This window comes from Streptomyces venezuelae, assembly GCF_008642315.1.
GTDB classification, from domain to species: domain Bacteria; phylum Actinomycetota; class Actinomycetes; order Streptomycetales; family Streptomycetaceae; genus Streptomyces; species Streptomyces venezuelae_D.
Genome location: NZ_CP029192.1, coordinates 8,415,246 through 8,435,346, shown reverse-complemented (window position 1 = coordinate 8,435,346; position 20,101 = coordinate 8,415,246). Strand labels below are relative to the sequence as shown.

The following is a 20,101-nucleotide window of genomic DNA, read 5'->3' as shown; positions in this document are numbered from 1 at the left end:
TTTTCAATGCACCGCGCACGGTCGGACGGGGCCGCCGCACCACGCCTTCGGAAGAGGAATTCGTGAGCGCCACGGATACCACGACGAGCTCCCAGGCTCGTATCGTCCTGATTATCACCGTCGTAGCGTCGGCGCTATTGGTTATCGATATCACCATCGTTTCCGTAGCGTTACCCGAGATCCAGTCGGACCTCGGGGGGTCGCTGGCCGCCCTGCAGTGGATCATCATCGGCTACACGGTCACCTTCGGCGCCTTCCAGCAGGCGGCAGGCTCGCTGTCGGACCGGCTCGGCCGACGAGCCATGTTCATGGGCGGCATCGCCCTGTTCACCCTGTCGTCGCTGGCCTGCGGCATCGCCCCGAACGCCATCGCGCTCGACATCGCCCGCTGTGTGCAGGGCATGGGTGCCGCCTTCGTGCTCGCCAACGCGATGCCGCTGATCGCCCAGGTCTACGAGGGACAGGCCCGGAACATGGCCATCGCCGTCTGGGGCACCACGCTCGGCGCCTGCGGTGCCGTCGCCCCGGTCGTCGGCGGTCTCCTCGTGGACCTCACCGAGTGGCGCTACCTCTTCCTGATCAACGTGCCGGTCGGCGTGGTCGCGCTCTTCCTGTGCCGCACCCGCCTGCCCCTCGACCCGCCGCGCAGCTCGCTCGCCGGCATCGACTGGACCGGCGCCGGCCTGCTCGTCCTCACGCTCGGCCTGGTCAACTTCGCGCTCACCCGGGGCGAGGACCAGGGCTGGGGTTCGGCGGCCACCCTCGTCCAGCTCGGCGTCTCCGCGGTGCTCCTGGCCGGCTTCCTGTTCCTGGAGCGGCGGGTCGCCGCGCCGACCCTGGACCTGTCCCTGTTCAAGGTGCCGACCTTCGTGGCGGCCACCCTGATCGCCTTCTTCTCCCGCTTCGCCACCATCGGCGGTTCGGTCTACTACATCCTGTACTTCCAGAGCGCCCGTGGGCTGAGCCCGCTGCAGACCGGCCTCATGATGATGGCCATCTTCGCGCCGCAGCTCGGCATGGGCCTGGTCGCGGGCAAGCTCCAGGCCAAGTACTCGCCCTCGCACATCATCGGTGCTGGCTTCGGCATCCTGGCCCTGGGCGGGCTCGCCATGTCCTGGTCCTTCGACCTGGACCAGGCGATCTGGGTGGCGCTCCCCGGCCTCCTGCTGTGGGGCGTGGGCGGTGGCCTCGCGGGCAGTCCGTCCATGTCGCTCGCGGTCAACGTGGTGCCCAAGCAGCGGGCCGGCATGGCGTCCGGCGCGATCAACAGCCTGTTCATGTTCGGGGCGGGCATCGGCGCCGCGATCTTCGGTGTCCTGTTCCGCAGCCGGATCGAGGACCAGGCGGGCGGCGGTCTCCGTACGGGGTCGGCCGACCGGGACGACGTCATCTCCGCCGCGGCGCAGGGCGACATCTCGCGGGCCGTCAAGCACGTCCCTGACGACCTCGCCGGCCAGGCGCGGAGCACCCTGGAATCCGCCATCGCCGACGGTGCCTCGTTCGTGATGCTGTGGGCCGCGGTGGTCTGCGTCGGCACGGCGGCCGTCGCGCTCACCCTGGTCCGCAAGAAGGACCTGCTCACCGGCGCCCCCGAACCCGCCAAGGAGGACGACAAGGCGGCGCCGGAACCGGCCTGACGCAGTGGGGCGGCCCCCGGCCACGGGGGCCGCCCCACACCCGTCTCCCACCTCCCCCGTACGCACGCCTGCCAGGAGCCCCGCGATGTCCCCCAGTCCCCCCACAGGCCCGCCGCTGCGACTGCTGGTGCTCGGCGGTACCGGTTTCGTCTCCGGCGCCGTGGCGGCGGAGGCTCTCGCACGCGGCCACGACGTCACCTGTGTCGCCCGGGGCACCGGCGGCGCGCAGCCGCCCGCCGGGGCACGGCTCCTGCGGGCCGACCGCAATGCGCCGGAAGGCCTCGCCCCGCTGCGCGGCATCCGTTTCGACGCGGCCGTCGAGACCGCGACGCTCTCCCTGCCCTGGGTCCGCAGGGCCCTGCGCGACGTGAGCGCGGAGCACTGGACGTTCGTCTCCTCGATCAGCGTGTACGCCGACACCTACACGCCCGGCCAGACCGCTCGCACCGCACGGCTGCGCCCCGCCCTGACGGACGTCGGCACCTATGACCCCACCGTCGACCCGGAGCCCTCCCAGGCGACGTACGGCGGCGTGAAGCTCGCCTGTGAACAGGCGGTCCGCGAGGCCACCGGCGACACGGCCTTCGTGGTCCGCCCCGGCCTCGTCGTGGGCCCCGGCGACGACGTCGGGCCCTTCGGCTACTGGCCGCTGCGCATGGCGCGCGGCCGCGCCGCGGCCGTGCCCGCGGCGCACGGCGCCGACGGCCTCGCCCTGCCCGCTCAGTGCGTCGACGTGCGGGACCTCGCCGCCTGGATCGTCGACCGGGCGGCGGCGCGCGCGTCCGGGGTGTACGACGCGGCAGGCCCGCCCGTGCCCCTGGAGTCACTGCTCCACGAGGTGGCCGACGCCGTGGGCCACAGCAGCCTGGAACTCGTGCCGGTGCCCGAGGGCGTGCTGCGCGAGGCCGGGGTGCGGCCGTGGACCGGGCGCCCCTCGATGCCCCTGTGGCCGCCCCGCGAGCTGTACGGCGCCCTCAGCCGCGACGTCTCGTCGTCCTTCGACGCGGGCCTGCGCGTCCGACCGGTCTCCGAGACCGCGCAGGCGGTGCTCAGCGACCGCCTCGGCCGCGGCGCGGGCACGCCTCCGGTGGCGGGCCTCACCCCCGTGGAAGAGGCCTCGCTGCTGCGCCTCGCGGGCGTCTGAGACCTCCTCGGACGGGGCCGTCGACGCTTCCCGAAGGCCCGCCAAGAGCCCCTTGTGCAACCGGGGTTGGACGGCACGATGCCATCTCGGGGTGGCATACATCCGGCCATGTCCGTTGATACGTTCGGCGCGTTTTTGACGCTTCGAACATGTCAGGAGACGCCGTGGCCACGGCCGTGCCGTTCCTTCCGTCCGCCGCGAGACTTCCCTCGCTGACCGGCCTTCGCTTCGTCGCCGCGTTCGCGGTCTTCGCCTCGCACGCCTATCTGGCGATCTGGTTCGACGGGGTGTGGGAGGACAACACTCCGGCCATGGTCGCGCTGATCACGGCGCGTTCCGGGGTCGGGTTCTTCTTCCTGCTCAGCGGGTTCGTCCTCGCCTGGTCCGCACGGCCCGGCGACAAGGCGGTGTCCTTCTGGCGCCGGCGCGCGGCGAAGATCTACCCGGTGCACGCGGTGACCTGGTTCGTCGCGCTCGTCCTGATCAACTGGACGGGCGGTCAGGTCGCGGCCCGCCAGGCCGTTCCCAATCTCCTCCTCGTGCAGTCCTGGACCTCCACGTTCGACGTCTACGACAGCGTCAACGGCGTGTCCTGGTCGCTGTCCTGCGAGGCCTTCTTCTACCTGGCCTTCCCGCTCCTCATCCACCTGATCCGCCGCATCCCCGCCCGCATGCTGTGGGCCTGCGCGGCCGCCGCGGCCCTCGCGGTGATCGCCATGCCGCTGGTGGCCACGGTCGCGTTCTCCTCCGAGCCCAAGTTCTTCTCGTTCCCGGTGACGCTGCACCAGTACTGGTTCATCTACACGTTCCCGCTCACCCGGCTGCTGGAATTCGTGCTCGGCATCCTGCTGGCCCGTGCGGTCCTGGAGGGCACGCGGGTGACCGTCCGCTTCCGGCACGCCCTGCCGGCGCTCGCGGTCGGCTATCCCCTCGCGCTCCAGGTGCCGTTCCTGTACGCGATATCCGCGGTCCTCGTCGTCCCGATGGCGCTGCTGGTGCTGGCGGGGGCGGGGGCCGACATCCGCGGTTCGCGCTCGCCGGTCCGGTCGCGGCCCATGGTGTGGCTCGGGGACATCTCGTTCGCGTTCTACATGGTGCACATGCTCGTACTGACGCATGTCTACCGCCTGATCGACGAGGAGCACACCGCGTCCGGCGCCGTGCGGGCCGGTTCCGCCGTGCTGATCTTCGGGCTCTCCCTGCTCGCGTCGTGGGCGGTGAACGTCCTGGTGGAACGCCCGGCGACGCGGCGCTGGGGATCGGGCAGGGCCGTACGGCCTGCCGCCGGGGCGCCGCGCGACGAGAAGCCCGTCGCCCCCTGATCCGTGCGGACACGGGTCAGGGGGCTACGGCTGGACCGCCCCGTCGGGGGAAGGCCGGGGCGGTCCGGATCGGGGAGGAATCAGTGGACCGGTGATTCCTTGCGGAGCACGGTGCCGTGCGGCTCCTCGCAGTGCTGTCGAGCGTCCGCGGCCGCTCCGGCGAGCCGCTCGGGGGCGTGGTCGACCTCCAGCGTGGCGTGCGTGATGCCGTGGTCCTCGCGCAGCCGGGCCTGGATGCTCTTGCGCACGGCATGGCAGTCGCCGCCGGGCTCGACCAGCACATGGGCCGAGAGGACCGGCTGACCGGAGGTGATCTCCCAGATGTGCAGGTCGTGGATCTCGACGACGCCGTCGAGGCCGACCATGTCACCGCCCACGTCGTCGGGGTCCAGGTCGGCGGGCGCGGCCTCCAGGAAGATCCGTCCCGAGGCCCGGACCAGCGAGACCCCCGAGCGGAGCATGAGCACGACCACGATCATCGAGGCGATGGAGTCGGCCCTCGCGAAGCCGGTCGTCATCACGACGGCACCGGACACGGCCGTCGCGATGAAGCCGTAGAGGTCGGTGAGGATGTGCTGGAAGGCGCCCTCGACGTTGAGCGACGAGCGGTTGGCCTTCGACATGCACCAGGCCGCGGCGATGTTCACCACCACCCCCGCGAGCGCGGTCACCAGGACCAGGGTCCCGCCGACCTCCGGCGGGTCGAGCAGCCGCTCGACGTTCTCGTACGTCAGCCACGCCGAGAGCAGCAGCAGCGTGAGTCCGTTGGCCTGGGCCGAGAGGATCTCCGCGCGCTTGAAGCCGTAGGTGAAGCGGCCGCGCACCGGCCGGCTCGCGAGCTTCATCGCCCACAGCGCGAGCGCGATGGCCGCCGCATCCGAGAGCATGTGCGCCGCGTCCGCGAGGAGGGCCATCGACTGCGCGGCGAACGCGACGACGACCTCCACCGCCATATAGCCGACGATCAGGGCGAGCGAGAGGGATAACCACCTGCGATCCGCGTCGTCCGCGACCGCGTGACTGTGCCCCGCGTGGCTGTGCCCCGCGTGGCTGTGCGCGTGCCCTTTGTCGCCATGGTGATTCGATGCGTGGGAATGCCCGTGGTCATGCCGGTGATTCATCGAATTCCCATCACTTCGCGTGTCGTGGACAAGCAAAGTGAAGCGCATCATTCACTCAATTTCAAAGGCTGCAATGAAGACGATTATCAATTACCGGATCCTTTTGTCATTGCATGAGGAATCCGACCGGTCGACACATGGATGTACCACCCCCGTATGGCCGGAAACCGGTCCGAGAAGGGCAAGAAAGCACCGGTCGAAGGGCAGCGCGGGGTCACGCGCACCACCGCCGATCAGGATCCGTACTTCTCCGTGTAGGCGCGGGCGATTCCCAGTTGCTCCCGCTCCATCCACTCGGCGGCCACCAGCACACCGGGAAGCTCGGTCCGCTCCACCGTCAGAGCACGGAACAGCCGGGAGACGGTGACGTCGTGGGAGGGCCGGTGCACGACGTCGACGGCATCCCCGGCACGGACCTCGCCGGGCTCGATCACCCGCAGCATCACCCCCGGGGACGCGGCGCGGGTGAAGCGCGGCAGCCACCGCCGCTCCCCCAGCCAGGCACCGAAGGTCCGGCACGGGAGACGGCCTCCGGTCACTTCGAGCACGGCATCGCCGCCGATGCGCCAGCGCTCACCGACCAGGGCGTCGCGCAGCTCGATGCCGAGAGTGGTGAGGTTCTCGCCGAACGCCCCGTGCGTGAGCCCGCGCCCCAGCTCGCGCCCCCAGCCGTCCAGGTCCTCGCGCGCGAAGGCGTAGACGGCCCGGTCGTCACCGCCGTGGAAGCGCAGGTCGCACACCGTGTCGCCGGACACTCCGCTCGCGCCGACCCCCGCGGGGCCGGGGCGCTCGACCCGTACGGGACCGTTGACCGGCCGCTTGTCGATGCCCGTGGTCCCGGACGGGGCATCGGTGTAGTCGACCGGTCTGGCCCTGCCGACGTTGACGCTCAAGATCTTCATGACGCCGCATCGTACGTCCGCCGGGAGGCGCCGCAGGAGCCGGCGGCATCGCGGGGCGGTTCGCCCGACGGCCGCTTCAGCCGAGCTGCCGCAGCGCCTCGTCCATGGCCCGGCGCACCAGGAGCGCGTCCGGCGCGACCGCGGTGACCAGGACCCCGGGCCCGGCCAGGGGCGTGAGCGCGGCCCACTCCCCCAAGAGCGCGGGCTGCGGCTTGTCCCGCACGAACTCCGGTCGTACGACGATGAGTTGACCCACCGAACGCTGGCCGGCGAGGACGGCGGGACCGTCCCAGCCGCCGGGGGCACCGGGACCGCACGACAGCTCCTGGTCGAGCAGGAGCCGGCCCGCGCGGCGCACGGTGAGGCGGCTGGTGAGGCGGCCGGGGGCTTCGCCAGTGCGGCCCAGGACCTGTTCCTCGCGCAGGACGAGGCGGGCGTCGGCGCCCAGGTCGGCGCGGGTGGTCACGCGCAGATCACTCTCGCGCACGGAGATCAACTGCTCGGGTAGCCAGCGCAGTTCGGCGCCGTCCGCGACGGTGAGGCGCACGTCGTAGCGGGCCGTCGGCTCGGTCTGGCCCGGCAGCGCGATGGTGGCCGCCGCCGAGTCGACGTGGAGCACCGCGCCCTCGTGGGCCGTGGCCTCGACGGTGAGGTGGTCACCGCCCAGCGGGCCGCTCATCGCGCCGACGAGCGTCACGCGTGCCGCCGGGCCAGTGGAGCGGGTGCGGCGCAGGGCCAGCGGCCCCTCGCCGTCGAGGACGGGCAGAGTCGTGCGGCCGCGGTCGTCGACCCGCGCCTCGATCCGGGAGGTGGCACGGATGCCCGCGCCACCGGTCCGGGGTGCGGCCCGCCGGGGGCGGCCGGGTGCCGTGCCGGCCCGCTCGGCCAGGTCCACGCTCACTCCGACGCGGTCCACGCCGCGTACTGCGCGCGCACCCACGCGGCCACGGGGCCGACACCTTCGTCGGAGCGCAACGACTGGAAGGCCACGGGGAGTTCGGCGCGCTGGGCCTTCGCGTCGGCGGCCATCCGGGCGAGGTCGGAGCCGACGTGCGGGGCGAGGTCGGTCTTGTTGACGACGAGCAGGTCCGCCGTGGAGACGCCCGGGCCGCCCTTGCGGGGGATGTCGTCGCCGCCCGCGACGTCGATGACGAAGATCTGCGCGTCGACGAGGCCCTTGGAGAAGGTCGCCGTGAGGTTGTCGCCGCCCGACTCGACGAGGATCAGGTCGAGCGGACCCACCTCGTCCTCCAGGTCCTCCACGGCCTCCAGGTTGGCGGAGATGTCGTCGCGGATCGCGGTGTGCGGGCAGGCCCCGGTCTCCACCGCGGTGATGCGCTCGGGCGGCAGGACGGCCTCGCGCAGCAGGAACTCGGCGTCCTCGCGGGTGTAGATGTCGTTGGTGACCACGGCGAGGGACAGTTCGTCGCGCAGGTCGCGGCAGAGCGCGGCGACGGTCGCGGTCTTGCCTGAGCCGACCGGGCCGCCGAGCCCGATGCGCAGTGCGCGGCGGCTGCCGTCGGGGCGGTGGGCGTCGGCGGACACGGCGGCGGGGCCGTCGTGCGAGTGGTCGAGGTGCATGTTGCTGCTCCTTCGTGTGGTGCCGGTCGAGCGGATCGTGCCGGTCGTGCCGGTCGTGCGGAAAGAAGGCGGGGTGCGGTGACCCGTACGGGTCACCGTCCGCTAGGAGGCGAAGAGCCGCACGGGCCACGCCGCGTGGGCCTCCGCGTTGATCTCCAGAAGCGGCGCGGACGCCGCGGGCAGCGCGTCGACGCCCTCGTCGACGACGCGTCTCGCGGTCTCGGCGGCCCGGTGCGCCACTTCGTCGACGTCCGGGGCGAGCCGGGCGAGGACCGCCGTGGCGTCGAAGGGGTCGAGGCTGAGGAGCCGGACGGTGGCGGTCGCGGGACCGCTGATCCCTTCGTACGCCGAGCAGTACGCGGCGTCCTCGGGGCCGAGTCCGGCGGCACGGGCGGCGAGCCCGAGGACCACCGGCTGGTGAGCCCCCTTGGGGAACCGCCCCGCCAGCGCGTCGAGCTCGGAGTGCGGCCAGGTCGCGCGGGCAGCCCGCATCATCTGCCGGCCGAGGCGCCGCGCGGCGGTGCGCAGGGCAGGGGACGGTGTGCGGGCGTCCGCCGCCGCGTCCAGGGCGACCGGGTCGACGCCGAGGGCGGCGGCCGCCGCGAGGGCGGCCGCCACGAGGCCGGAGGTGTGCAGCCGGCCCCGGCAGAACGCCTCCAGGCTCGCCGCACCGGTGACGCGGCCCGCCTTGACGGCCGCTTCGGCCCCGCCCGAGTGGGCGTGCCCACCGGCGGGGAAGCGGCCGTCGGCCAGGACGAGGAGTGCTGCTCGTGACATGTGATCGTCGCCAGGCTCGTCAGGGGTCGGAATCGGGATCGGGGTCGGGATCGGGCCTCGGGCCGTCAGCGGGCCGTCAGAAGAGGAAGTACCGCTGCGCGAGCGGCAGTTCGGCGGCCGGTGACGGCTCGACCAGTTCTCCGTCGATGGTCACGGCGAAGCTGTCGGCCGCGACCTCGACACGGGGCAGCGCGTCGTTCTCGCGCATGTCGGCCTTGCTGCGCCCCCGCGTGGAGCGGATCGCGGCGAACGGCTTGTCGAGGCCCAGGCGTTCCGGCAGGCCGTCGTCCAGGGCCGACTGCGTCACGAAGTTGACCGAGTTCAGGGCCGGGGCCCTGCCGTGTGCGCCGTACATGCGTCGGGGCAGGACCGGCTGCGGGGTCGGGATGGAGGCGTTCGCGTCGCCCATCTGCGCGTAGGCGATCTGGCCGCCCTTGAGGACGAGCTGCGGCTTGACGCCGAAGAACGCCGGCTCCCACAGGACGAGGTCGGCGAGCTTGCCGGACTCGACCGAGCCGAGCTCGTGGTCGATGCCCTGGGCGACGGCCGCGTTGATCGTGTATTTGGCGACATAGCGACGTGCGCGGCGGTTGTCGGCGCGGGTGTCCCCCGGCAGGAAGCCGCGGCGTCGCTTCATCACGTGCGCGGTCTGCCACGTACGCATGATCACTTCACCGATGCGTCCCATGGCCTGGGAGTCCGACGACATGATCGAGATGGCGCCGAGGTCGTGGAGGATGTCCTCCGCCCCGATCGTGCTGGGGCGGATGCGGGACTCGGCGAAGGCGAGGTCCTCGGGGACGGCCGGGTTGAGGTGGTGGCAGACCATCAGCATGTCGAGGTGTTCCTCGACGGTGTTGACGGTGTGCGGCCGGGTGGGGTTGGTGGAGCTCGGCAGCATGTTCGGCAGCGAGACCGCCGTGATCATGTCGGGGGCGTGCCCGCCGCCCGCGCCCTCGACGTGGAAGGCGTGCAGGGTGCGGCCCGCGACGGCGTCGAACGTGGCGTCGATGAACCCGGCCTCGTTCAGCGTGTCCGTGTGGACGGCGAGCTGGGCACCGGTCTCCTCACAGACGTTCAGACACGCGTCGATGGTGGCGGGCGTCGCACCCCAGTCCTCGTGGATCTTGAAGCTGACGGCGCCGGCGCGCAGCTGGGCGTGCATCGACTCGGCGTTGACCGTGTTGCCCTTGCCGAGGAACCCGATGTTGACCGGGCTGTTCTCCAGCGCGGCGAACATCCGGGCCAGGTGCCAGGCGCCGGGCGTGATGGTCGTCGCCTTGCTGCCCTCGGCGGGGCCCGTACCGCCGCCGAAGAGCGTGGTGACACCGGAGGCGAGCGCCTCGTCGACGATGGTCGGCGAGATGAAGTGGATGTGGGTGTCGATGCCGCCCGCGGTGAGGATCTTGCCGTTGCCCGCGATGACCTCGGTCTCGGGGCCGATGACGAGATCGGGGTGGACACCGTCCATGGTGTCCGGGTTGCCGGACTTGCCGATGCCGGTGATGCGGCCGTCGCGGATGCCTATGTCGGCCTTGACGATGCCCCAGTGGTCGATGACCACCGCGCCGGTGATGACGGTGTCGGGCGCGCCTTCCGCGCGGGTGGTGCGGGACTGGCCCATCGACTCGCGGATGACCTTGCCGCCGCCGAACACGGACTCGTCGCCGGAACGGCCGGGTCCGCCCGAGCGGTCCTCCTCGATCTCGATGAGGAGGTCGGTGTCGGCGAGCCGGATGCGGTCACCCGTCGTGGGGCCGAACAGATCGGCGTACGCGGCACGGGACAGCTCAGGCATCGAGGGCACCTCCGGTCTCGCCGCGCAGACCGGGCACGACACGCTTGCCGGCCAGCGGGACGAGTTCGACGTCGACGGGGATTCCGGGCTCGAAGCGCACGGCGGTTCCGGCGGCGATGTTGAGCCGCTTTCCGTGCGCGGCGCCGCGGTCGAAGTCAAGACCCGGGTTGGCCTCGGCGAAGTGATAGTGGGAGCCGACCTGGACGGGCCGGTCGGCTGCGTTGAGGACGGTCAGGCGGGTGACCTCGCGGCCCTCGTTGTAGGGGACGGGCTCATCGGCGAAGAGGATCTCTCCGGGGACCAGCCCTTGTCCCGTGCCGTGCGGAGCGGCATGCATGCGGCGCTAACTCCCGTCAGACGATCGGCTCGTGGACGGTGACGAGCTTGGTGCCGTCCGGGAAGGTGGCCTCGACCTGGACGTCGTGGATCATCTCGGCGATGCCCTCCATGACGTCGTCCCGGGTGAGGATCCGCCGCCCCGACGACATGAGCTCGGCGACGGTGCGGCCGTCGCGGGCGCCCTCCAGGATGTGGGAGGTGATGAGGGCGATCGACTCGGGATGGTTCAGGAGCAGTCCCCGCGCCCTTCGCTTCTCGGCCACGTCAGCGGCCACATGAATGAGCAGTCTCTCCTGCTCGTGCGGGGTCAGTTGCACGGTTCCCACCTCACAGTCCTCGCTCCGAACCATGCGGGGTCCGGTTGCCGCGGCCACCGCGACGGATATAGGTGTAACACACATCGAACGCACGCGATCTTGCGCACCCCGGACAGGAAAACCGCTGGTGGCGTGGCACGGGAGGGTAGTTGGGAGGAGTTTCAACGAGGTTAACCAGTCGTTGACCAACGCATGACTGTCCGCTGGCCTGGGCCATACCTGTCGATGCCCTGGGCAACTTTTGGGGACCCCGGGCGCAACTCGAGGCAGAGGCGCAACCGTTACGTCGCCCGGGTCCGCGGAGCGCGACCGGCGCTACGTCGCCCGGGGGCCTCGATGCTCGGCCGCGATGCCGAACCGCTGCTGCTCCGACGGCGCGGGCGTCACGGACCCGACCGACGTGACCGTGGTGACCGTCTGCTCCTCCACGGCCGCCGCGAGCCCTTCGAGACGCTCCAGATCGGCGGCGGACACGAGCGCCACGAGGGGCTTGCCGTGCCGCGTGACGACGACCCGCTCGCCTCCGTAGACGACGCGGTTGATCAGCTCGGCGAGCTCTGCGCGGGCTTGCGTCACCGGAATCTCGTAGGCCATGCGTCCAGCTTAGAGCCTGTTTCACACCCCCGGCCGGATCGATGGGTGGCCGCCGACGCGGGGAATCGCGCGGCATCGAAGCGTACGTCCTGTACATTTTTCACAGAGACCGGCGACCGGACCGGATCGCCCGACGACCGGCGATCGGCGACCGGCGACCGGCGACCGGAAAGAGAGGCGTGCCATGAACCGTCCACTGTCCGCCCGTTACGTCCTGCCCGAGTTCACCGAACGCACCAGTTCGGGGGCCCGGACCATGGATCCGTACTCCAAGCTCCTCGAAGAACGCATCGTCTTCCTCGGCACCCCCATCGACGACACCTCGGCGAACGACGTGATGGCGCAGTTCATGCACCTCGAGTACCAGGCACCGGACCGCGACATCTCGCTGTACATCAACTCCCCCGGCGGCTCGTTCAGCGCGATGACGGCGATCTACGACACGATGCGGTTCGTCAGCTGCGACGTGGAGACGACCTGTCTCGGCCAGGCGGCCTCCGCCGCCGCCGTCCTGCTCGCCGCGGGCACCCCCGGCAAGCGGTCCGCGCTGCCCGGCGCGCGCGTCCTCATCCACCAGCCCGCCGTCGCCGAACCGATCAGGGGGCAGGCCACGGACCTCGCGATCCAGGCGGACGAACTTCTGCGCACGCGCAGCCTGTTGGAGGAGATGCTTGCGCGTCACACGGGACGGAGCGGGGAGCAGATCGCCGCGGACATCGAGCGGGACAAGATCCTCGACGCCCCCGCCGCCGTCGAGTACGGCCTCGTGGACCGCGTCGTCCCGAGCCGCAAGACATCGCTCGCCGCCCGCGACCCGAGGTGACCCCGCCGATGCTGCCGCCCGAACTGCCGCCGCTGCCCGCACTGACCCGTGCCGAGGGGGAGCTCGTCGACCGCTATCTCGAGGTCGTCGACCTGCTCGGCCGCATCAATCCGGCCCGCGCCGAGCTCACCTACGGCGGACTCCGCGCCGCCCAGGCCCTCGTCGGCCGGGCCCGCGCCCTGCGCGACGCGCTCGCCCTCATGCACCAGCGGGGCGAGAGCGAGGTGCACGCGCCGACGCTCGCGCAGGCCCTGCGCGTCCTCGACGGGGAGCGACGGGCCACAAGAGTCACCGTGCCGCCCCCGCAGGGCGGCTGAGACACCGTCGGCCGCCTGCGTCCCGCGACACGTCGACGTCCGGGGGCACTTCGAAACGGACCAGTCGGGCTACCCCGGACGGCGTACCAATACGTCGTTACTCGCAGCGGTGAAAGTTGCGTTCCGCGAGTACAGCACCGGCGGAATTGTGCATTCCGCTGCTGGTCGAGCGGTCGTCGGACCACGCCGTCGGGGACCGATTTCGGCAGTGTCCACCTGAACAGGTCAGTCGTGAGGAGCCTCACAAAACGCCGTTTCGGCTCGGTTTTTCGACCCATCTCGGGTCAAGATCCCTTCCGACGACAAGCCCCCGCCACAGCGGCGGGGCGGTCCGGGCGGACGCCGAGTCCTGCCGCCACCCGGATGACCGGTCGACATCTGTGCAACGGCAGGAGTGGAGGACCCAGGTACGACGGGCCCGTCCGGGAAGTCCGGACGACGCCCTTGGGGTGAAGCCGCAGAGCACCACGCGGCCGGGCATCTTCGCCTGCCCGAACCCGACAGGTCATCTTTCACAGGCGGCTGACGAAGGGTTGCGCATGACCGCGCTGAATCATGTTCCGTCGCTGCTCACCAGGACCGGTGCCGCATCGGTCCTCACGCTCGCCGTCGTAGGCGGCACCGTCGTGGCCCCCGGGCTCGCGTCGGAGGCCGAGGCGGCCACCCACGGGACGAAGGCGCTCAAGATCGCGGCGTCCAAGAAGGGCTCCCCGTACGGCTACGGCTCCGCGGGACCCAACCGGTTCGACTGCTCGGGTCTCACGCTCTACTCGTTCAAGAAGACGGGCAAGAAGCTCCCGCGCACCGCCGCCGCGCAGTACAACAAGACCAAGCACATCTCCCGGTCCAACCGGACCCGCGGCGACCTGGTGTTCTTCCACTCCGGTCGGAACGTCTACCACGTCGGGATCTACGCGGGTAACAACCGTATCTGGCACGCTCCGAAGCGGGGAACCGTGGTGCGCCTGGAGAAGATCTGGTCCAAGAGCGTCTGGTACGGCAGGGTCCGCTGACCCACCGCGGCCGGTACGGCGCACTCCACGGACCGTCAGGTGCCGGTGCGTGGGGTGCGCCGGCGGGGATACCCGTAGGGGATGTCCGACGACTATGCCTGTACCGCCCGCAATGAGACACCGCTGGAGCGCGCCGACCGCAACTTCGCGGAGCTGCTCCAGGAGCTGCGGGTGACGCAGACGGGCGTCCAGATCCTCTTCGCCTTTCTGCTCACCCTCGCCTTCAGCCCGCGCTTTCCGTCGCTGGACGGGATGCAGCGCGGCACCTACGTCACGACGCTGCTGCTCGCGGTGCTCGCGGCGGCGCTGTTCACGGCGCCCGCCGCGCTGCACCGCTCGCTGTTCCAGCAACGGGCCAAGCCGCTCATCGTGCGGGTGTCGTCCCGGCTCGCCGCCATCGGGCTCGGCGTTCTCGTCCTGACCCTCGCCGGTTCGGTGCTGCTCGTCGTCGATGTGACGTCGGGCCGGACGGAGGGCGTGCTCGCGGGCGCGGGGACGCTGCTGGTGTGCGTCGGACTGTGGGGCGTACTGCCGCGGCTCGCGGGGCGCCCCCTCGCTCGGGTCGAGGCGGCGCTCGCCGAGGAGACCGACGCCAGGACGCCGGGGGCCCGAGGGGGTGCCCCACGCCCGCTGCGCAGGGAGCGGTGCAGGTAGCGGTGCAGATGGCGCGCGAGGCCGTAAGGCGTCGCGGCCCCGGAGTCAGTGGGCGGCGTCGCGGGGGGTGCGGCGGACGGGGGCGCGCCAGGGGAGCGCGATCCACACGGTCTTGCCTCCCTCGTCGGTGGGGCTGACCGAGAGCCTGCCGCCGCATTCGGCGGTCAGCCAGCGAATGATCACCATGCCGCGGCCGTTGTCCTGCTGGACGGCCGCGGGGAGGCGCTTGGGATAGCGCGGATGGCTGTCGGTGACGCCGATCCGCAGCTGCTCGTCACGTTCCAGTTCGACGTCGACCGTGAAGGTGGGCGACTGTCCCAGGGTGTGCTGCACGGCGTTCGTGGCGAGCTCGGAGACGATCAGTCTGATCGTCTCGGCCACCTCGGCTTCGCCGGGCAGGCCCCATTCCGCGAGCACGCGCGAGACGTATTTCCGGGCGGCGGGGACCGAGGCAGGATCGCTCGGCAGGGTGACGGAGGCTTCCTGGTGGTCTGCCATGACGGCGCTGTCCCTTTCCCACCGGGACCGGTCTCCGACCCGCGGCGGATGACTCGAGGACAGTCCCGGACTGGTGCTTCGCGCCAGCCTGCCACTCCTTGGCCGGTCACGGGTGGCGATCCACCGAGATGTGCATATATCTGTCGCTCGAAGCGGTGAACTCTGCTACGGCAGACCGTATTTGGGCGGGAGAGCGGTACTTCCTCTAATCTCGCCTACTGCCCCGCCCCGCCGCCGGGAAATCCGACGGCTCCGTCCGAAAGGAGACGGGCATGCAGTACGGCCCCGCGGTGCGCCGTCGTCAGCTCGGTGCAGAGCTCCGCGCGCTGCGCGTGCAGGCGGGACTGACGAGCAGCCAGGCCGCCGCCAGGGCCGGCTGGCACCAGTCCAAGGTGAGCCGGATCGAGACGGGACGCAGCGGTGTGAAGGCGGCCGACGTGCGGCTGCTCCTGGAGGTGTACCAGGTACAGGACCCGCAGCTCAGTGAGCTGCTCATAGCGTTCACCGGCGTCGACGACCCGGGGGCGGGACGCCACCACTGGTGGAAGGCGTACCGCGATCTGCTGCCCGCGACGTACCGGGACTTCATCAGCCTGGAATCGCAGGCCAGTTGGATGCGCACCCTGGAGACGGCGGTGGTGCCCGGCCTGCTGCAGACGCCCGCGTACGCGCGTGCGGTGACCCGGGCCGCGCTCGGCGGAGTGCCCGAGAAGCAGGTCGACGCGCTGGTCGAGGTCCGTCTCGCCCGTCAGGACGTGCTGCGCGCGGATCCGCCGCTGCGTCTGAACGTGATCATGGACGAGGCGGTGCTGCGGAGGCCGGTGGGCGGGGCCGAGGTCTTCGCAGAACAGTTGAATTGGCTACGACAAGCATCCCTTCTGCCCCATGTCGAGCTGCAGGTACTGCCGTTCGCCGCAGGTGAGCACGTGGGCCTGATCGGTTCTTTCGTTATTTTTTCATTTCCGGACATTGCTGATCTGGATGTGGTTGTTCTCGACCATTTGACGAGTAGCCTCTACCTCGAACGGAAAGAAGACCTCCAGGCGTACTCGGAGGCCTACTTGTCCCTTCAAGTACAAGCGCTCTCACCCGAGGACTCAACGGAATTCATCGCCGGGCTATGCGACGGCGCGTGAGGAGGCACCATGACCGCACTGCCTCGGTTCGTACCTTCCAGCACGACACTTCAAGGTGCGCGGTGGCAGCGCAGCAGTTTCAGCAATGGCATGAACAACTGCGTCGAGACCGCCACGCTCGACTCGGGTCCGCTGACCGGCCTGCGCGCCGTGCGTGACTCGAAGAACATCGCAGGGCCAGCCCTGCTCGTCTCCCCCGGCCCCTGGGAGTCGTTCCTCAACAGCCTCCGGTAGTCGCCTCCCGGCCCCTGACGGGGCCCGGCACGCTATCGGTGCGCACTGCGGCTGATCACCCGTACGGCACCGGCGATCTGTGCGTCGGTGAGGTCCGCGCGGGCGGTCAGCCGCAGCCGCGAGATGCCGTCCGGCACCGACGGCGGCCTGAAGCACCCCACGGCAAGGCCCGCGGCCCGGCAGTCCGCTGCCCACCGCACGGCCCGCTCCGGCGACGGCGCGCGCACCGAGACGACGGCGGCGTCAGGACGTACCGCCGAGAGCCCCTCGGCCGTGAGCTGCCGATGCAGTGCGGCCGCGACCTCGCGGGCGCGCGCGGCGCGTTCGGGCTCGCGGCGCAGCAGGCGCAGGGCGGCGAGCGCGGCACCGGCCGCGGCGGGCGCGAGACCCGTGTCGAAGATGAACGTGCGGGCCGCGTTCACCAGGTGCTCGATGACACCGGCGGGGCCGAGCACGGCGCCGCCCTGGCTGCCCAGGGACTTGGAGAGCGTGAGGGTGGCCACCACGTCGTCCGCTCCCGCGAGCCCCGCCGCGTGCGGGGCTCCCCGACCGCCGTCGCCGAGCACGCCGAGACCGTGGGCGTCGTCGACGATCAGCCCTGCCCCGAACTCCCGGCACACCGCCGCCTGTTCGGCGAGCGGCGCCATGTCGCCGTCGACCGAGAACACCGAGTCGGACACCAGCACGGCGGGTCCTTCGTGGGCGTCCAGCGTCTTGCGCACCGCTTCGGGGTCGGCGTGCGGCACCACCTGGGTGGCGCCCCGTGCGAGCCGGCACCCGTCGATCAGGGACGCGTGGTTGCCCGCGTCGGAGACGATCAGCGAGCCGTGCGGGGCGAGCGCGGTGACGGCGGCGAGGTTCGCCGCGTAGCCCGAGGAGAAGACGAGGGCCGCCTCGAAGCCGCAGAACTCGGCGAGCTCCCGCTCCAGTTCGGCGTGCAGCTCCGTGGAGCCGGTGACCAGGCGCGATCCCGTCGCTCCGCCGCCCCACCTGCGGGCCGCGGCGGCCGCGCCCTCGGTGACCTCGGGGTGCCGGGTCAGGCCGAGGTAGTCGTTGCCCGCCAGGTCGAGGAGGCCGTCTGGGTCCGCGGAGCGCGGGCGCAGCGTGCGGACGAGTCCGGCGTCCGCACGCAGCCGCGCCTGCTCGCCGAGCCAGCCGAACGCCGCGCCCGAGGAGGTGCTCGAAGCCGCGCCCGACGTGGTGACCGAAGCGGTGCTCGACGCCGTGCCCGGCGCGGCGGACGCGCCCGTCAGGGGGTGCCTGTTTGTAGACATTGCACAGACCTTAGCCGCCGGAACCCCTGGCCAGGATGTGGCAATACCCACACCTCAAACCGTTTCTGTTGTGCGAAACCTCCTTGGCCGGGGAGGCTGCCGTGCGTAAGGATCAGCGCCATGGACCTGCTGAACACGCTGGTGGACAAGGGGCTTCGGCGCGAGCTGCCGACCCGTGAAGAGGCGCTGGCCGTACTGGCCACCTCCGACGACGATCTCCTGGACGTAGTGGCCGCAGCCGGGAAGGTGCGGCGGCACTGGTTCGGGCGACGGGTCAAACTCAACTATCTGGTCAACCTCAAGTCGGGCCTGTGCCCGGAGGACTGCTCGTACTGTTCGCAGCGTCTCGGCTCCAAGGCCGAGATCCTCAAGTACACCTGGCTGAAGCCCGACGAGGCCTCGCAGGCCGCGGCGGCGGGGGTCGCGGGCGGCGCGAAGCGGGTGTGCCTGGTCGCGAGCGGACGCGGGCCGACCGACCGCGACGTGGACCGGGTGGCGCAGACCATCGCCGCGGTGAAGGAGCAGAACGAGGGCGTCGAGGTGTGCGCCTGCCTCGGTCTCCTCTCGGACGGGCAGGCGGAGCGCCTGCGGGGTGCGGGCGCCGACGCGTACAACCACAACCTCAACACCTCGGAAGCCACGTACGCGGACATCACCAAGACGCACACGTACGCCGACCGCGTCGACACGGTCCAGAAGGCGCACGCGGCGGGCCTGTCCGCCTGCTCGGGGCTGATCGCCGGCATGGGCGAGAAGGACGAGGACCTCGTCGACGTCGTCTTCTCGCTGCGTGAACTCGACGCGGACTCGGTGCCGGTGAACTTCCTGATCCCCTTCGAGGGCACGCCGCTGGCCAAGGAGTGGAACCTCACGCCGCAGCGCTGCCTGCGCATCCTGGCGATGGCCCGCTTCGTCTGTCCGGACATCGAGGTGCGCATCGCCGGTGGCCGCGAGGTGCATCTGCGCTCCCTGCAGCCGCTCGCCCTGAACATCGCCAACTCGATCTTCCTCGGCGACTACCTGACCAGTGAGGGCCAGGCGGGCAAGGACGACCTGGCGATGATCGCGGACGCCGGCTTCGAGGTCGAGGGCACGGACCAGGTGACGCTGCCGCAGCACCGCGTCGACGCGGCCGCGGCAGCGAAGGGCTGCGGCTCGCACGGGGACAGTGGGTGCGGCAGCCACGAGGGCGGCGGGTGCGGGCCCTGCGGTTCGGGCGTGACCGCCGCCGAGGCGGTGGACGCGCCCGTGGCGGATTCCAACGAGGCGCGCACAGACCTGGTGGCGGTACGCCGCCGGGGCGCGGGAACGGACCTGGCGCCCAATGCCTGACCTGTCCAGGCCGGCCGCGGAGCACCTGCTCGCCCTCGACCGGCAGCACGTCTGGCACCCCTACGCGCCGATGCCGGGCCGCCAGGAACCCCTGGTCGTCGAGTCGGCGAGCGGCGTCCGGATGCGTCTCGCGGGCGGCGACGAGCTGATCGACGGCATGTCGTCCTGGTGGTCGGCGATCCACGGCTACAACCACCCGGCCCTGAACGAGGCGGTGCGCGGCCAGCTCGACCGCATGAGCCACGTGATGTTCGGCGGGCTCACCCACGAGCCCGCCGTCTCCCTCGCCAAACGTCTCGTCGACATGACGCCCGACGGCCTGGAGCACGTCTTCCTCTCCGACTCGGGGTCGGTCGCGGTCGAGGTCGCCGTCAAGATGTGCCTGCAGCACTGGCGCTCCCTCGGCCGCCCGGAGAAGCAGCGGATGCTGACGTGGCGGGGCGGCTATCACGGCGACACCTGGCAGCCGATGGCCGTGTGCGACCCGAAGGGGGGCATGCACGAGCTGTGGCAGGGCGTCCTGCCGCAGCAGGTGTTCGCGGACGCGCCGCCGAGCGGGTTCGACGCGTACGAGGAGTCGTACGCCGAGCATCTCCACGAGCTGATCGGGCGGCACGCCGCCGAGCTCGCCGGAGTGATCGTCGAGCCGGTGGTGCAGGGCGCGGGCGGGATGCGCTTCCACTCCCCCGGCTACCTCCGCGCGCTGCGGGAGGCGTGCGACGCCCATGACGTCCTGCTGGTCTTCGACGAGATCGCGACGGGCTTCGGCCGCACGGGCGCGCTGTTCGCCGCCGACCACGCGGGGGTCACACCCGATGTGATGTGCATCGGCAAGGCGCTGACCGGCGGATATCTGTCGATGGCCGCGACGCTGTGCACCTCCCGGGTCGCCGACGGGATCTCGCGGGGCGAGGTGCCGGTCCTGGCGCACGGCCCGACGTTCATGGGCAACCCGCTGGCCGCCGCGGTGGCGGGCGCCTCGATCGACCTGCTGCTCGGGCAGGACTGGCACACCGAGGTCAAGCGGATCGAGTCGGGTCTGCGGGAGGGGCTCGCCGAGGCGGCCGCCCTGCCCTCCGTCCGTGAGGTCCGTGTCCTCGGGGCGATCGGCGTCGTCCAGCTCGACCACCCGGTCGACATGGCGGCGGCGACACGGGCGGTGGTGCGCGAAGGCGTGTGGGTGCGGCCGTTCCGCGACCTCATCTACACGATGCCGCCGTTCATCACGGGCGACGACGACGTGGCACGGATCGCGCGCGCGGTGTGCGCGGCGGCGAAGGAGGGCTGA

The 20,101-nt window shown here is 71.3% G+C and carries 23 protein-coding genes and 1 riboswitch; of the genes, 12 read left to right on the top strand and 11 right to left on the bottom strand.

Annotated elements, in window-relative coordinates:
* Positions 1-62: 62 nt before the first annotated feature.
* The 3 genes from DEJ48_RS37300 to DEJ48_RS37290 all read left to right on the top strand — a co-directional run bounded on the left by DEJ48_RS37300 (position 63) and on the right by DEJ48_RS37290 (position 4,103).
* On the top strand, positions 63-1,637 hold the full coding sequence (locus tag DEJ48_RS37300; RefSeq protein ID WP_190537825.1) for an MFS transporter: 1,575 nt from the start codon (positions 63-65) through the stop codon (positions 1,635-1,637).
* A gap of 85 nt (positions 1,638-1,722) precedes the next feature.
* A complete protein-coding gene (locus DEJ48_RS37295) occupies positions 1,723-2,781 on the top strand; it encodes an NAD-dependent epimerase/dehydratase family protein (protein ID WP_150220528.1) in 1,059 nt (352 codons plus the stop codon).
* 149 nt (positions 2,782-2,930) lie between these two features.
* Complete coding sequence (locus DEJ48_RS37290) at positions 2,931-4,103, top strand: acyltransferase family protein (protein WP_150220527.1); 1,173 nt, start codon at positions 2,931-2,933, stop codon at positions 4,101-4,103.
* Positions 4,104-4,183: 80 nt separating this feature from the next.
* Here DEJ48_RS37290 and DEJ48_RS37285 read toward each other — a convergent pair whose 3' ends face one another.
* Positions 4,184-5,224, bottom strand: coding sequence for a cation diffusion facilitator family transporter (locus DEJ48_RS37285; RefSeq protein WP_150221619.1), 1,041 nt, complete (start codon positions 5,222-5,224; stop codon positions 4,184-4,186).
* Between DEJ48_RS37285 and DEJ48_RS39965 the strand changes: the two genes are divergently transcribed.
* Positions 5,135-5,341 carry a hypothetical protein gene (locus tag DEJ48_RS39965; RefSeq protein WP_190538130.1) on the top strand — a complete coding sequence of 69 codons (207 nt, stop codon included), beginning with the start codon at positions 5,135-5,137 and terminating at the stop codon, positions 5,339-5,341. The two genes, DEJ48_RS37285 and DEJ48_RS39965, sit on opposite strands and share 90 nt — an antisense overlap.
* A 116-nt stretch (positions 5,342-5,457) precedes the next feature.
* Here DEJ48_RS39965 and DEJ48_RS37280 read toward each other — a convergent pair whose 3' ends face one another.
* The 8 genes from DEJ48_RS37280 to DEJ48_RS37245 form a co-directional block, all read right to left on the bottom strand.
* Positions 5,458-6,126, bottom strand: coding sequence for an MOSC domain-containing protein (locus tag DEJ48_RS37280; protein ID WP_150220526.1), 669 nt, complete (start codon positions 6,124-6,126; stop codon positions 5,458-5,460).
* A gap of 76 nt (positions 6,127-6,202) precedes the next feature.
* Positions 6,203-6,946: an urease accessory protein UreD gene (locus DEJ48_RS37275; protein WP_150221618.1), complete on the bottom strand. Its 744-nt coding sequence runs from the start codon at positions 6,944-6,946 to the stop codon at positions 6,203-6,205.
* A gap of 77 nt (positions 6,947-7,023) precedes the next feature.
* The gene (ureG, locus tag DEJ48_RS37270) at positions 7,024-7,707 is read right to left on the bottom strand and encodes an urease accessory protein UreG (RefSeq protein WP_150220525.1); all 684 of its coding nucleotides are present in this window, start codon (positions 7,705-7,707) and stop codon (positions 7,024-7,026) included.
* A gap of 102 nt (positions 7,708-7,809) precedes the next feature.
* Positions 7,810-8,484: an urease accessory protein UreF gene (locus tag DEJ48_RS37265; RefSeq protein WP_150220524.1), complete on the bottom strand. Its 675-nt coding sequence runs from the start codon at positions 8,482-8,484 to the stop codon at positions 7,810-7,812.
* A gap of 76 nt (positions 8,485-8,560) precedes the next feature.
* On the bottom strand, positions 8,561-10,282 hold the full coding sequence (locus tag DEJ48_RS37260) for an urease subunit alpha (RefSeq protein WP_150220523.1): 1,722 nt from the start codon (positions 10,280-10,282) through the stop codon (positions 8,561-8,563).
* A complete protein-coding gene (locus tag DEJ48_RS37255; RefSeq protein ID WP_150221617.1) occupies positions 10,275-10,586 on the bottom strand; it encodes an urease subunit beta in 312 nt (103 codons plus the stop codon). Before DEJ48_RS37255 ends, DEJ48_RS37260 begins: the two co-directional genes overlap by 8 nt.
* A gap of 49 nt (positions 10,587-10,635) precedes the next feature.
* On the bottom strand, positions 10,636-10,938 hold the full coding sequence (locus DEJ48_RS37250; RefSeq protein ID WP_150175369.1) for an urease subunit gamma: 303 nt from the start codon (positions 10,936-10,938) through the stop codon (positions 10,636-10,638).
* A 315-nt stretch (positions 10,939-11,253) separates the two neighbouring features.
* Positions 11,254-11,532 carry a type II toxin-antitoxin system Phd/YefM family antitoxin gene (locus DEJ48_RS37245; RefSeq protein WP_150220522.1) on the bottom strand — a complete coding sequence of 93 codons (279 nt, stop codon included), beginning with the start codon at positions 11,530-11,532 and terminating at the stop codon, positions 11,254-11,256.
* Positions 11,533-11,716: 184 nt separating this feature from the next.
* Between DEJ48_RS37245 and DEJ48_RS37240 the strand changes: the two genes are divergently transcribed.
* From DEJ48_RS37240 to DEJ48_RS37225, 4 genes are all read left to right on the top strand, one after another.
* Positions 11,717-12,355, top strand: coding sequence for an ATP-dependent Clp protease proteolytic subunit (locus DEJ48_RS37240; protein WP_150220521.1), 639 nt, complete (start codon positions 11,717-11,719; stop codon positions 12,353-12,355).
* 8 nt (positions 12,356-12,363) lie between these two features.
* Complete coding sequence (locus tag DEJ48_RS37235) at positions 12,364-12,672, top strand: hypothetical protein (protein ID WP_150220520.1); 309 nt, start codon at positions 12,364-12,366, stop codon at positions 12,670-12,672.
* Between the two features lie 359 nt (positions 12,673-13,031).
* Positions 13,032-13,208: riboswitch (cyclic di-AMP (ydaO/yuaA leader) on the top strand.
* A 3-nt stretch (positions 13,209-13,211) separates the two neighbouring features.
* On the top strand, positions 13,212-13,685 hold the full coding sequence (locus DEJ48_RS37230; protein ID WP_150220519.1) for a C40 family peptidase: 474 nt from the start codon (positions 13,212-13,214) through the stop codon (positions 13,683-13,685).
* Between the two features lie 81 nt (positions 13,686-13,766).
* Positions 13,767-14,339, top strand: coding sequence for a DUF6328 family protein (locus DEJ48_RS37225; protein WP_223832341.1), 573 nt, complete (start codon positions 13,767-13,769; stop codon positions 14,337-14,339).
* Positions 14,340-14,384: 45 nt separating this feature from the next.
* On the opposite strand, the gene DEJ48_RS37220 is transcribed toward DEJ48_RS37225, so the two are convergent.
* The gene (locus DEJ48_RS37220; RefSeq protein WP_150220518.1) at positions 14,385-14,837 is read right to left on the bottom strand and encodes an ATP-binding protein; all 453 of its coding nucleotides are present in this window, start codon (positions 14,835-14,837) and stop codon (positions 14,385-14,387) included.
* A gap of 272 nt (positions 14,838-15,109) precedes the next feature.
* Here DEJ48_RS37220 and DEJ48_RS37215 point away from each other — a divergent pair, with 272 nt between their 5' ends.
* Together DEJ48_RS37215 and DEJ48_RS37210 are read left to right on the top strand one after the other, a co-directional pair.
* Positions 15,110-15,973, top strand: coding sequence for a helix-turn-helix domain-containing protein (locus DEJ48_RS37215; RefSeq protein WP_150220517.1), 864 nt, complete (start codon positions 15,110-15,112; stop codon positions 15,971-15,973).
* Positions 15,974-15,982: 9 nt separating this feature from the next.
* Positions 15,983-16,207 (top strand): DUF397 domain-containing protein, encoded by a 225-nt coding sequence (locus DEJ48_RS37210; protein WP_150220516.1) that lies wholly within the window; start codon positions 15,983-15,985, stop codon positions 16,205-16,207.
* Positions 16,208-16,239: 32 nt separating this feature from the next.
* On the opposite strand, the gene DEJ48_RS37205 is transcribed toward DEJ48_RS37210, so the two are convergent.
* Complete coding sequence (locus DEJ48_RS37205) at positions 16,240-17,481, bottom strand: 8-amino-7-oxononanoate synthase (protein WP_150220515.1); 1,242 nt, start codon at positions 17,479-17,481, stop codon at positions 16,240-16,242.
* A gap of 120 nt (positions 17,482-17,601) precedes the next feature.
* Here DEJ48_RS37205 and bioB point away from each other — a divergent pair, with 120 nt between their 5' ends.
* Complete coding sequence (gene bioB, locus DEJ48_RS37200) at positions 17,602-18,813, top strand: biotin synthase BioB (RefSeq protein WP_150220514.1); 1,212 nt, start codon at positions 17,602-17,604, stop codon at positions 18,811-18,813.
* A complete protein-coding gene (locus tag DEJ48_RS37195) occupies positions 18,806-20,101 on the top strand; it encodes an adenosylmethionine--8-amino-7-oxononanoate transaminase (RefSeq protein WP_150220513.1) in 1,296 nt (431 codons plus the stop codon). The genes bioB and DEJ48_RS37195 overlap by 8 nt, the downstream gene beginning before the upstream one ends.